Source organism: Nocardioides sp. (genome assembly GCF_041600255.1).
In the GTDB taxonomy this organism is placed as follows: domain Bacteria; phylum Actinomycetota; class Actinomycetes; order Propionibacteriales; family Nocardioidaceae; genus Nocardioides.
This window is the reverse complement of the sequence record NZ_JBFIKK010000101.1, coordinates 1-12912: the sequence shown is the minus strand read 5'-3', so window position 1 is coordinate 12912 and position 12912 is coordinate 1. Positions and strand designations below refer to the sequence as shown.

Genomic DNA, 12912 nt, shown 5'->3' with positions numbered 1-12912 from the left:
GTGGTGCTGAACACGCACTCGTCGTAGCCCGCCTCGTACTTCTCCTCGGAGACCGGCACGACGAGGTCGAAGGTGTGGCTCGAGGTGTCGTCGTCGAAGACGAGGACGGTCGAGACGTACCCCGGCAGCACGTCGTCCAGGCTGTCTCGCTGGAGGTGGAAGGAGAGCTCGAGCACGCCGGTCCGCTTCGAGGCGACGGTGAGCCCCTCATGGACCATGCCGCCGCGCTCCGCGTCGAACACGCACTCCTGCTCGTCGGAGTCGATCGAGAAGGCGGTGATCCTGGGCAGGTCGGCCACCGCCTCGGCAGCCGGGGTGAGTGAGCCCTCAGTGTCGGTGGAGAGGGCGACGCCGAGGGCGACCAGGGCGAGCGCCACAGCGGCGCCACCGATGACCTGCACAGTCCGAGATGTCATGGTCCGCAGAGTAGGGGCATCGGACCTCCGGGCGCCGCAGGTGGACAGTCAGCTGAGGGGCGCGTCGGGCCGCTCGTGCCGCGCTCGGTGACCTATGGCCCTGCTCAACCTCCTCGCTCCGGCTGCACGATGCAGGGACAGAACTCCTGGGGAGGGGACATCGCATGAGGCACTCGATTCGTACCTGGCCAGCCAGGACGGCAGCAGCAGCCGCCGGGTTCGGTCTCGTCCTGGCAGCGGCGGCCGGCCCGCCCGTCCAGGCGCGTCCGGACAAGCCCGACGTACCGACGACGGTGATGACACGCAACATCTACGTCGGGGCCGACATCCAACGCCCGCTCCGGGCAACGACCGGGAAGACGGGACTCGATGCCCTGGTGGCCCTCGGCAACGCGAACACCGAGACACGCGCCATCGTCGACGGGACCAACTTCCCGCGACGCAGCAAGCTCCTGGCTGCCGAGATCGCGGCGGCCGGACCCGACCTGGTCGGCCTCCAGGAAGTCGCCCTGTGGCGCAGCGGACCACTGGAGCTGCCGCCGCCGCTGGGTACGACGCCACTGGGGACGACGAACGCGCAGCGGGTTGACCTCGACTACCTCCAGCTCCTGCTCCAGGACCTACGACGGCAGGGCACGCCCTACCAGGCGGTGGTGGTGCAGAACAGGATGGACCTGGAGACCCCCTCCTTCCTGGGTGACCCGAGGCTCGGCACCCTCAGCCAAGGACGCGACATCCGGCTCACGGTGCGCGACGTGATCCTGCTGCGCGCCAGCAGCAGGTTACGAGTCCTCGCGAAGGGCGGAGCGCAGTTCGACGCCCAGCTCCGGGTGGACGTGGCCGGAACGACGCTCGACATCGTCCGTGGCTACGGCTGGGTCGACGTGGCGCATGGCTCGGGGACCGCTTTCCGGCTCGTCAACACCCATCTGGAGGCGGCCAGCTCGTCCGTGGCACTCCAGCAGGCTCAGGAACTGGTCGTCGAGACCACCAGGCAGGACCGCAGCACTGTGATCGTGTGTGACTGCAACTCCGACCCGCTGGACAACTCCACCAGGCCGCCCGATCCGACACCGCACTCGGCGGCCTACCGCCTGCTCACGGGGCTGGGGGGCTTCACCGACATGTGGCTGGAGTGGCGGCCGGCCGGCCAGGGGTTGACCTTCGGACTCGGCGAGAGGGTCAACGACCCGGCACCCCGCGACTGGACGATTCGTATCGACATGATCCTCGCCCGCCCCGGCCCCGGCCACCAGCTCGCGGTGGTGGCCGGAGAGGTGACCGGCGCGGACCCGACCGCCAAGGATCCCCTCACGGGTCTGTGGCCCTCCGATCACGCCGGAGTGGTGCTGACGATCACCGGCGCCCGCGGCTGAGGACCGGCTCCGGCCTCGGCCCGCGTCGCGCAGTCGTAGGTAGCGACACCGGACACCGGACACCGGAGCCGGGGCCGAGGGCGTTGTCAGCGTTCGGTGAGCAGGAAGATCCGCAGCTCGCGTCCGGTGATCCGCTCCTGGTACTTCAGGTAGCCGCCGTAGACCTGCCGGGAGCTCTCCATCACCTGCTCGCGCTCCGCCGGCGTGGCCGGACGGGTCACCACCTCGACGCTGGTGTGGTGGTGCGTGACCGTGGCGCGCGGGTCCGCCTCCAGGTTGAACACCCACGCCGGTGTCCTCGCCTGGCCGAAGTTGGTCCCCAGCAGCGCCAGCGTGTCACCGACCGGGATCCCGATCAGGTGGGCGTCACGCGGCTGCCCGGACCTGCGACCCGTCGTGGTGAGGACCAGCACGGGAAGACCCGCGAGCAGCTGGGGCACCGTCGTACGCCCCTTGCTGAGCCTGCCCACCGCGCGGTCCATCGCCGGCAGCGTGTGGGCGAACAGACGCGCCCCGGCCGCGGTGGAGCCGAACCGTTGCACGGCTCGTTGAAAGGCGTTGGCCCTCGGTACGACATAGCCCAGGTCGGCAGCGATTCCCATGGCCGGAGGCTAGCAACGCGGAATCCCCCGCGACAGCATCAGCGCTTGAGCAGCTTGCCGACACCGTTCTTCAGCTGGACGTTGTAGAAGCCGGTGTTCCCGTCGGTGTACCAGACCGAACGACGCTTGGCGTCCCAGGCGGGCTCCGACATCGCGTAGGCGCCGGAGGGCGCCTCGCCGTTCGAGCCGGTGTCGGGCTGGTTGAAGTAGGCCGCCTCCACCGGCTTGCGCAGCCGGCGGATGTCGAAGACGCGCAGCCCGGAGGCGATCATCGAGCAGCCGGCGAGCTTGGGGTTGCGGTAGCGGGAGACCGAGCAGTAGTGGCCTGCGTACCCCTGGACGTAGCTGGCCGCGCCGGGGTCGTTCCTCTGGTCTCCGCGGCGCGCGCCCGGCTGGTGCACCTGCAGGCGCAGGTCGGAGACGATGCGCGGCCTGCGGGGGTTCGTGACGTCGATGATCCGGGCGGCACCCACGGGTGCCTCCGCCTGGTCGGCCCCACCGTCGAGGCGGTAGTTGGCGAACTCGTCGGTCTCCAGCAGGTACTTCCGCTTGCCCTTGACGAACGGCTCGGAGGCCTGGGCGATGGAGTGGCCCGGCCAGACCAGGTCGGCGAGGACCTCGACCCCGGGGTTGGCCTTGCGAGCCTGGATCTCGCTGACGTCGAGGATGCGCAGGCCCCCGGTCGAGAACGTGATCGCCCCGTCGGGGTTGCCGATGTTGGCCGCGTACAGGACGTTCCCGTCCCGCGAGAGCCGCATGCCGTGGAAGTTCACGCCGGTCTGGGTGAAGATCGGGCGCGGCTTCGTGGCGTCCGTCAGGTCGACGGCGACCAGCGTCTGGCCGAACGTGCTGGCGGCGTAGAAGGTCAGCCCGTCGTGCGACCAGCCGCTCTCGTGGCCCAGCCCGGCGGCCGGCGACGAGGAGAGCAGCTTCGGGTGCCGGCAGTCGCTGCGAACGTCGTACACGTCGAGCACGCCGGGGTAGGTCGCCGCGTTGCCCGAGACCGCCGCGATCATGCCGCGCTTCCTGTTCAGCAGCAGTGACTCGTGCGGGGTGAGCATGGCGGGCGTGGTGAGCTGGTCGGTCTGGCGGGGACGCCGGGGGTTGTCCATGTCCAGGACGACGACGCCGAGCCCGGCCTCGGCCGTGAACGGGAAGTTCTGCGGGAAGAGCAGCGTCGAGTCGTAGTAGGCGCAGGTCTGACCCTGGCGGTCGGTGTAGCGCAGCACCTTGAAGCCGCCGGTGCTGCCGAAGCGCGCGATCGGCTTCGTGTTGCAGCGGTAGCCGCGCTTCGCCCGGCCCGAGGCGTAGTCGGACTGCGGCACCCGGCCCTGGATGTCGGTCTCCGGTCGGGCGCCCTTGCCGCAGGAGGCCTCCGGTGTGGGAGCCGGGATCGCGGAGCCGGTGGCCGAGAGCGAGCCCACCACGGTGAGGGCGCCGAGGCCGAGGACGACCGAGACCGCCGAGACGGCGAGGCGGCGCAGGGCCGGCGTACGGGTGGGGCTCGGTGACATGTCACTCCTGGGGGTGAGGATCTTCCAGTGTGCCGGGCGGGCGGGCTCAGCGCCGTAGAAGCCGTCCGACCCCGTGCGTGAGGCGCACCACGTGGAAGCCGGAGTTGCCGTCGGCGTACCAGATCGAGCGTCGCTTCACGTCCCAGGCGGGCTGCGCCATCGCACTCGCCCCCTTGCTGCCCGAGGTGCTCGGCTGGTTGAAGTACGCCGCTTCGACCGGCCGACGGAGCTTGCGGATGTCGAAGACCCGCAGGCCGGACCCGATCATCGAGCAGGCCACCAACCGGGGGTTCTTCCGACGCGGCGCGGAGCAGTAGTGCGCGGTGTAGCCACCCAGCGGGGAGCTGGCGCCCGGGTCGTTCCTGGCGGCGATCCGCTCGGCCGGCTGCTGGACCTGCAGCCGCAGGTGTGAGACGACCTTCGGGTGGCGGGGGTCCTCCACGTCGATGATCCGGGCCGCACCCACCTGGGCGTGGGCCGCGTCCGGAGAGCCGCCGTTGAGTCCGTAGCGGGAGAACTCGTCCACCTCGAGCAGGTAGTGGCGGCCGCCGCGGGTGAACGGCTGGGCGACCTGCGGGATCGAGCCCTCGGGCCAGGTCAGGTCGGAGAGCACGGTGACCTCCGGATCGGGGTCGCGGTCCTGGATCTCGCTGACGTCCAGGATCCGCAGCCCCTCCCCCGGCAGCGTGCCGCCGGAGAGGTCGTTGCCGATGTTGGCGACGTACATCGTGCGGCCGTCGTTCGACAGGCGCATGCCGTGGTAGTTCACGCCGCGCTGCTGGAAGAGCCGCTTCGGGGAGGTCGGGTCGGTCAGGTCGATCGCGACGAAGGTCTGGCCGCCGCTGCTGGCGGCGTAGAACGTCTTCCCGTCCCGGCTCCAGCCGCTCTCGTGGCCGAGGATCGCCTCGGGGGTGCGCGACAGCAGCTTCGGGGCGCGGCAGTCGGCAGAGAGGTCGTAGACCTCGAGGATGCCGGCAGAGGTGTAGGCGTTGCCCATCACGGCGGCGAGCAGGCCGCGCTTCTCGTTGACCAGGAGCGACTCGTGCGGGCTCTGCATCGTGGGCGAGGTCAGCGTGGTCGCCACCGTCGGCTGCCTCGGCCTGGCCATGTCGAGCACGATGACCCCGAAGCCGCTGGACGCCTGGAACGGCACGTCGGTCGGGAAGAACCGCGTCGAGTCGTAGTAGGCGCAGGTGTGGCCGCGCGTGTCGGTGTAGCGCAGCACCTTGAAGCCACCGGTCCGGCCCTGGTGACCCACCGCCCGGGTGTTGCAGCGGTAACCCTTCGCCGCCCGGCCCGAGTCGTAGTCCGCCTGCGGGACGCGGCCCTGCACGTCGGTCTCGGGCAGGTCACCCTTGCCGCAGGTCGCGGGCGGGGTGGGCGCTGGAAACGCGCGCCCGGTGGCGGACAGACCGCCGGTGAGCAGGGTCGCCGTACCGGCCAGGGCGAGCGCGAGCGCCGCCACCCCGAGGCGACGTACGGCGGGAGCGCTGGCGTCGGAGAGCTGCATGGTCACCCAACGATCCGGATCAGGCGGAGGCTACGTCGCCCAAGCGTCGTGCGGCTTCCTCGAACTCGGCGACCAGGTCGGCCACGACGTCCGCCACCGGGCGCACCTCGTTCATCCGGCCCACGATCTGACCGATCGGCATCGCGATCACGTCCGGGTCGCCGGAGGCGTTGATCCGGTTGTGGGCATCGGCGACGAGCAGGTTCTGCAACGGCATCGGCAGGGCCGACGGTGCGTCCGGCTGCGCCCATGCCTCGGTCCACTTGGTCTTCAGCAGGCGGGCCGGCTTGCCGGTGTAGATCTTGGTGCGCACCGTGTCGCTGGAGGTGGCGCGGGTGAACGCGGTGGTCCAGCCGGCGTTGGCCTGGAGGTTCTGGTACTCCTCGGTGCCGAGCCAGATGGACCCCGTCCAGACCCCTTGGGCGCCGAGCGCCAGGGAAGCGGCGATCTGACGGCCCGAGCCGATCCCGCCCGCACCCAGCACGGGTACGTCGGGACCGACGGCGTCGACGATGTCGGGGGTGAGCACCATGCTGGCGACCTCGCCGGTGTGGCCACCGGCCTCGTAGCCCTGGGCGACGATGATGTCGACCCCGTTGGCGACGTGGCTGAGCGCGTGCTTGGCGGCGCCGGCGAGTGCGGCCACCTGCACGCCGTGCTCGTGGCACAGGTCGATGACGTCCTTGGGCGGGGAGCCGAGGGCGTTGGCGATCAGCACCGGCCGGTGCTTGAGGGAGACGTCGAGGTGCGAGCGGGCCACCGAGTGCAGCCAGCCCAGGACCCCGTCGCGTCCCTCGCCCTCGGGCAGCGGCGGAACGCCCAACTGCTGGAGGGTCCGCTCCACGAAGGTCAGGTGCTCCTCGGGGATCAGCGACTGGAGGTCGACGTGCGATCCTTCGGTCGGGATGTTCATCGGCATCACGATGTCGACGCCGTACGGCTTGCCGTCGGTGTTCTCGTCGAGCCAGCTCAGCGTCCGGTCGAGCTCGTCGGGGTCGTTGAAGCGCACGCAGCCCAGCACGCCCAGGCCACCGGCCCGGGAGACGGCAGCCGCCACGTGTTCGGACGGGGTGAACGCGAAGATCGGGTACTCGATGCCGAAGGCCTCGCACAGCGGCGTACGCATCAGGCCTGCACCCCGGCCGTCGCCTCCAGGGCCATCTCCTTGGCCTTGGTGTACTGCGCCTTTCCGGTGGCGTTGCGCGGGATCTCCGGGACCAGCGTCAGCGCGCGCGGCAGCTTGTAGCCCGACAGCGAGGAGCGCAGGAAGTCGCGCAGTTCCTCGAGCGTCGGCTCGGCACCGTCGCGCGGCTGGACCACGGCGGAGACCGACTGGCCGTACTTCTCGTCGGGCACCCCGACCACGAGGACGTCGTACACGTCCGGGTGGGCCTTGAGGGCCATCTCGACCTCTTCGGGGTAGACCTTCTCGCCTCCGGTGTTGATGCAGTTGGAGCCGCGGCCGAGCAGGGTGATCTGGTTGTTCTCCTCGATCCGGGCGAAGTCACCGGGAACGGAGTAGCGAACGCCGTCGATCTCGAAGAACGTCCGGGCCGACTTCTCCGGGTCCTTGTAGTAGCCGACCGGCACGTGGTGGCCGCGGGCCAGGCGACCGATCGCGCCGACGTTGGAGAGGTCGAGGATCCTGTTCTCCTCGTCGAGGACCACGCTGCCGGCGCCCAGGGCGATCCGGGCACCCTCGCCCTTGATGTTCTCCTTGTCCTGGAGTCCGGTTCCCTGGAATCCGGTCTCGGAGGCCCCGACCGAGTCGGTGAAGAAGGTGTTCGGGAAGGCCGCCATCCAGCGCTCCTTGACCGAGCGGCTGAAGATCGCGGCGCTGCTGGAGACCGCGATCAGGTTGCTGGCGTCGTACGAGCCGGCCTCGTAGGCCTCGATCAGCGGACGGGCCATCGCGTCGCCGGTCATGAAGATCAGCTGCACCTTGTCGCGCTCGATGATCTCCCAGGTGCGCACCGCGTCGAACTTCGGCTCGAGGATGGTCAGGTGGCCCGCGAAGAGGTGCATCAGCAGGGCGGCCTGGGCGCCACCGTGCATCAGCGGGCTGAGCGGGAAGGTGACCATCCGGCCGTCGGTGGCCGCCTGCTTCGACTGGTCGTACTCCTCCAGCGGCTCGCCGGTCATGAAGTCGATGCCGCCGCCGAGCACGCGCCAGAAGTCCTCGTGGCGCCACATGACGCCCTTCGGGTAGCCGGTCGTGCCGCCGGTGTAGACGATGTAGAGGTCGTCGGGGCTGCGCTCACCGAAGTCGCGCTCGGTGCTGCGACCCTCGACGGCCTCGGCCCAGGTGATCCCGCCGTAGGAGGAGATGTCGGCGGCGTTGTCGGGGTCGGAGGCGTCCGGCATCACCACGATCGTGTGCAGCTTGTCGTGCTGGGGGGCGCAGGCGGCGACGAGCTCGGCGTACGGGCGCTCGTGGATCAGCGCCACGATGTCGGCGTTCTCGAAGATGTAGTTGAGCTCGCCCTCGACGTAGCGGTAGTTCACGTTGATCGCGACCGCACGGATCTTGAAGATCGCGAGGACGGCGGCGACGTGCTCGATGCTGTTCTTGGCGTAGATGCCCACGTGGTCGCCCGGCTTCACCCCCCTCTCGACCAGGAAGTGCGCGAGGCGATTGGCTTCCGCCTCCAGCTCGGCATAGGTGACCGTACGGTCCCCCAGCTTGAGAGCGGGCTTCTCAGCCGCTGCGTCGACGGAGTGCTCGAAGAGGTCTGCGATGTTCAGGGCCACGGCGTGAGACTAGAACACGTTCTCGTTTTTGGCTAGCATTCCGGCATGACTTCACCCCACTGCCTCGTCGAGCAGACCGGCCACACGCTCGTGATCACGATGAACCGGCCCGAGGCGCGCAACGCGCTCTCCGGGGAGATGCTCGAGCTGATGAGCCAGGCCTGGGACCGGGTGAACACCGACGACTCGATCCGGGTCGCGATCCTCACCGGGGCGGGCGGCTACTTCTGTGCCGGCGCCGATCTCAAGGCGATGTCGGCGAAGCCGCCCAGCGACAGCTTCGAGTCCGGCGAGTACGACCCGACCGTGATCAAGTCGCTGCTCAAGGGGTTCCGGCTGACCAAGCCGCTGATCGCTGCCGTCGAGGGCCCGGCGGTGGCCGGCGGAACCGAGATCCTGCAGGGCACGGACATCCGGGTGGCGGGTGAGTCGGCGCGCTTCGGCGTGTCGGAGGCACGGTGGAGCCTCTACCCGATGGGTGGGTCGGCGGTGCGGCTGATCCGGCAGATCCCCTACACGGTGGCGGCCGAGCTGCTGCTGACCGGCCGCACGATGAAGGCGGCCGAGGCCAAGGAGGTCGGGCTGATCGGGCACGTGGTGCCGGACGGATCCGCGCTCGCCAAGGCGCACGAGATCGCCGACCTGATCGCCGCCAACGGACCGGTCGCCGTGCAGGCCATCCTGAAGACGATGCGCGACTCCGAGGGCAAGCACGAGGACGAGTGCTGGGCCGACGACGCCCGCGTCGGCGCGGCCGTCTTCGCCTCCGACGACGCCAAGGAGGGGCCGCGGGCGTTCCTCGAGAAGCGCCCCCCCGAGTTCAGGGGCAGGTAGTCGGTCCCCACGGTCCCGAGCGCGAAGGCGAGCGCCACGAGCACGGCGCCGAGGGCGTGGAAACTCCCGTCACCACGCCACAGCGGGACCACCACGACGAGCATCCCCCACAGCGGGATCAGGTAGACGGCCACGACCCGGGCGATGCGAGCCAGTCGGGCGACCAGCAGCGCGCGACTCGTCAGTGAGGTGGCCATGTCCGAGAGTGCTCCTGGTCGTGGGGCGAGTTCATGAGCGACCGCCGGACCCAGCGAGCGCCTCTCGAGCATGTCACTCGCAGCGAACTTCCGGCCAACGCCGGCCGGCGAAGCGTAGCGCCCACGAGACCCGCGATCGATCGGAGCGACGCGGACCGCCAACAGCACCCCGCCCCGATCCGCGCAATGATCAGTTTGGGTGATGACGGTGGCCGCAGATCCTGCGTACGTTGACGCGGTTCTCGACCGAGCTCTCAAGGGTGGATGATGCACCGCACTTCCCGGATCGTTCTTGCCGCAAGTCTCGTCGCAGTGGGGTGGGTGCCATTGAGCATCTCCCCGGCCGCGGCCGCAGGTTCGATCACACTGTCCGCGCTCGACGCGGCGTACTCCCAGGACTTCAACACCCTGGCCAACACCGGTGTCGGCAACACCGCCCTACCGGCCGGCTGGGCGCTGCGGGAGACCGGCAGCAGCACCACCCACGACGGCGGGTACGCCGCCGGCACCGGCAGCAGCACCACCGGCGACACCTACAGCTTCGGTGCGAGCGCCAGCACCGAACGTGCCTTCGGCGGACTGCAGTCGGGAACCCTGGTTCCCACGATCGGCGCCGAGTTCACCAACGGCACCGGGTCGCCGATCACCGCCCTGGACATCGCCTTCACCGGCGAGCAGTGGCGGCTGGGCACTCTCGGGCGCGGGCCCGACCGGCTGGACTTCCAGTACAGCCTGAACGCCACCAGCCTGTCGACGGGGACGTGGACCGATGCGAACGAGCTCGACTTCGAGACACCCAACCTGACGGGCACCGCCGTCGGGCTGCGCGACGGGAACGCCTCGGTCAACCGGACCCGGGTGGCCGCGACGCTGGGGAGCCTCACCATCCCGGCCGGCGCGACCTTCTGGGTGCGGTGGAACGACTTCAACGCCAGCGGCGCCGACGACGGCCTCGCGGTCGACGACTTCACCCTGACGCCGCGATCCACCGACGCGGCACCCTTCCTCGCTGCCAGTACGCCGGCCGCGGGAGCGACGAACGTCGCACGGGGCTCCAACATCAGCCTGACCTTCTCCGAGCCCGTGGACGTCGCGGGCGCCTGGTTCTCGATCGTCTGCGCAACCAGCGGCACCCATGACGCAGTGGTCTCCGGAGGGCCGGTCACCTTCGAGCTCGCACCGATCTCGAGGTTCGCCTCCAACGAGTCGTGCACCGTGAGCGTGTTCGCGGCCGGCGTGACGGACCAGGACAACCAGGACCCGCCGGACAACATGGTCCGCGACGAGAGCTTCTCCTTCACCGTGGCGGACACCCTGGTCTGCGGCGAGCCCGCGACGTACCTCCACGAGATCCAGGGCTCCGGGACGTCGGCCGCCCTGACCGGCATCCGCACCGTCGAGGCGGTCGTGGTGGGTGACTACCAGGGCGCGGGTCAGTTCGGTGGCTACTACCTCCAGGAGGAGGACGCAGACATCGACGCCGACCCGGCCACGTCGGAGGGCATCTTCGTGTCCAACACGACCACAGCCGTCAACCTCGGGGACGTGGTCCGTGTGCGAGGCACCGCCGGCGAGTCGTTCGGGCTCACCCAGCTCAGCGCCGTCACCTCGACCGTCATCTGCGCCGAGGGCGGCAGCGTCACGCCCTCCCCCGTCGCCCTGCCCGTGCCGTCCGTCTCCGACTGGGAGCGCCTCGAGGGCATGAGCATCAGCATCGACCAGGAGCTGACCGTCACCGACACGTTCACCCTCGCACGCTTCGGCGAGGTGACGCTCTCGGCCGGCGGGCGGCTGAGCAACCCGACCAACGTGGTGGCGCCGGGCGCGCCGGCCCAGGCCCTGCAGGCGCAGAACAACCGCAGCCGGATCCTGCTCGACGACGGCAACGGTCAGTCGAACATCGACCCGACGTTCTACCCGGCCGGCGGCCTGAGCGCGAGCAACACGCTGCGCACGGGCGACACCACGGCCGGACTCGCCGGAGTGCTCGACCACCGGTTCGGCGCCTACCGGGTCCAGCCCGTGGACCCGACGCAGATCGAGTTCGTCCCGAGCAACGCCCGGTCGACCTCGCCGACCGCGGTCGGTGGTGACGTCCAGGTGGCCGCGTTCAACGTGCTGAACTACTTCAACGGCAACGGCGCCGGCGGTGGCTTCCCCACCGCTCGCGGCGCCAACACCGCCCTCGAGTTCAGCCGCCAGCGGGCGAAGATCATCGCCGCGATCACCGCACTCGACGCCGACGTCGTGGGCCTCATGGAGCTGGAGAACGACAACGAGGCGACCGAGTTCGCCGCCATCGAGGACCTCGTGACCGGCCTGAACCACGCCGCCGGAGCCGGGACGTACGACTTCATCGACACCGGCATCATCGGGACCGATGCCATCCGGGTGGGGCTCCTCTACCAGCCGGCCAGCGTGACCCCGGTCGGTCGGCACGCGATCCTCGACTCCAGCGTGGACCCGCGGGTCCTCGACACCAAGAACCGACCGTCGCTGGCCCAGACCTTCCGTCAGGGCGACGACCGCTTCACGGTCGTCGTCAACCACCTCAAGTCGAAGGGCTCCGACTGCAACAGCATCGGCGACCCCGACCGGTTCGACGGCCAGGGCAACTGCAACCGGACGCGCACCCGGGCAGCACAGGCCCTGGTCGACTGGATCGCGACGGACCCGACGGGCAGCGGCGACCCCGACGCCCTGGTCATCGGGGACATGAACGCCTACGCCCAGGAGGACCCGATCACGGCCTTCCGTGACAGCGGCTACACGGACACGATCGCCGAGCACGTCGGCCACGACGCCTACTCCTACGTGTTCCAGGGCCAGGCCGGCTACCTCGACCACGCGCTGGCCAGTGCCAGCCTCGCGGACAAGGTCACCGGGGTGACCGAATGGCACATCAACGCCGACGAGCCGGTGGCCCTCGACTACAACACCGAGTTCAAGAGTGCCGGCCAGGTGGCGCGCTACTACGCTCCCGATGCCTTCCGCTCCTCCGACCACGACCCGGTGCTGGTGGGGCTGGACCTGAACAGCGCACCGTCGGTTGCCGCGGGCGGCCCCTACACGGTGGTGGAGGGCTCGAGCGTCACGATGTCGGCGACCGGCTCGGACCCGGACGGGGACGAGCTGACCTATGCCTGGGACCTGGACGGCGACGGCACCTTCGAGACCTCGGGTCAGTCGGTGACCTACACCGCCGGCGCCCGGCAGGCACCCGACCTGCGCACGGTCAGCGTCCGGGTCAGCGACGGGGCTCTCACGGCCTCGGCCACGTCAGCAGTACGGGTGATCTGGGCGTTCAGCGGGTTCTTCAAGAGCGTGGACAACTCCCCCAGCGCGAACGTCGTCAAGGCCGGCCAGCACGTCAAGGTGGAGTTCGGGCTCGGTGGGGACCGGGGGCTCGACGTGCTCGCCGCCGACTCCCCCTCCTCGCGCCAGGTCGACTGCTCGAGCGGCGCCACGGTCGGACCCGACCAGACGAACGTCTGGTCCGGGAAGGAGACCCTCAGCTACGTGCCGGGGATCGAGACCTACCGGCACCTGTGGGTGAGCAGCAAGTCATGGGCCGGCCAGTGCCGGACCCTGACCCTGCGGTTGAAGGACGGGACCGTGCACGAGGCGCGCTTCGCCTTCACGCCCTAGCAGCGCCTCCGCACCGGGCACAACGAGAGCGACCGGCGTGACTGCACGATGCAGTCACGCCGGC

9 protein-coding genes are annotated in these 12912 nt (G+C 70.0%); 3 read left to right on the top strand and 6 right to left on the bottom strand.

The features are described 5' to 3' along the window. Window positions 1-416, bottom strand: a 416-nt coding sequence (locus ABZE72_RS12265) for a hypothetical protein (RefSeq protein ID WP_372729317.1), incomplete at its 3' end; no start/stop codon positions are given. A gap of 164 nt (window positions 417-580) precedes the next feature. Between ABZE72_RS12265 and ABZE72_RS12260 the strand changes: the two genes are divergently transcribed. Further along, window positions 581-1792 carry an endonuclease/exonuclease/phosphatase family protein gene (locus ABZE72_RS12260; protein ID WP_372729316.1) on the top strand — a complete coding sequence of 404 codons (1212 nt, stop codon included), beginning with the start codon at window positions 581-583 and terminating at the stop codon, window positions 1790-1792. Between the two features lie 86 nt (window positions 1793-1878). Here the strand turns inward: ABZE72_RS12260 and ABZE72_RS12255 are convergent, their stop codons facing one another. The 5 genes from ABZE72_RS12255 to ABZE72_RS12235 are packed head-to-tail and all read right to left on the bottom strand — an operon-like array spanning window position 1879 to window position 8169. Next, entirely contained in the window at window positions 1879-2394 is a 516-nt protein-coding gene (locus tag ABZE72_RS12255; RefSeq protein WP_372729315.1) for a nitroreductase family deazaflavin-dependent oxidoreductase, read from the bottom strand. A 38-nt stretch (window positions 2395-2432) separates the two neighbouring features. Continuing rightward, window positions 2433-3908 (bottom strand): LVIVD repeat-containing protein, encoded by a 1476-nt coding sequence (locus ABZE72_RS12250; RefSeq protein WP_372729314.1) that lies wholly within the window; start codon window positions 3906-3908, stop codon window positions 2433-2435. Between the two features lie 46 nt (window positions 3909-3954). Next, window positions 3955-5424, bottom strand: coding sequence for an LVIVD repeat-containing protein (locus ABZE72_RS12245; RefSeq protein ID WP_372729313.1), 1470 nt, complete (start codon window positions 5422-5424; stop codon window positions 3955-3957). Between the two features lie 13 nt (window positions 5425-5437). Then, on the bottom strand, window positions 5438-6544 hold the full coding sequence (locus ABZE72_RS12240; RefSeq protein WP_372729312.1) for an NAD(P)H-dependent flavin oxidoreductase: 1107 nt from the start codon (window positions 6542-6544) through the stop codon (window positions 5438-5440). Next, a complete protein-coding gene (locus tag ABZE72_RS12235; protein WP_372729311.1) occupies window positions 6544-8169 on the bottom strand; it encodes an acyl-CoA synthetase in 1626 nt (541 codons plus the stop codon). Before ABZE72_RS12235 ends, ABZE72_RS12240 begins: the two co-directional genes overlap by 1 nt. A gap of 45 nt (window positions 8170-8214) precedes the next feature. Between ABZE72_RS12235 and ABZE72_RS12230 the strand changes: the two genes are divergently transcribed. After that, entirely contained in the window at window positions 8215-9003 is a 789-nt protein-coding gene (locus ABZE72_RS12230) for a crotonase/enoyl-CoA hydratase family protein (RefSeq protein ID WP_372729310.1), read from the top strand. A 524-nt stretch (window positions 9004-9527) separates the two neighbouring features. Then, window positions 9528-12848, top strand: a complete 3321-nt coding sequence (locus ABZE72_RS12225; protein WP_372729309.1) for an ExeM/NucH family extracellular endonuclease — start codon at window positions 9528-9530, stop codon at window positions 12846-12848. The last annotated feature ends 64 nt before the right edge of the window (window positions 12849-12912 follow it).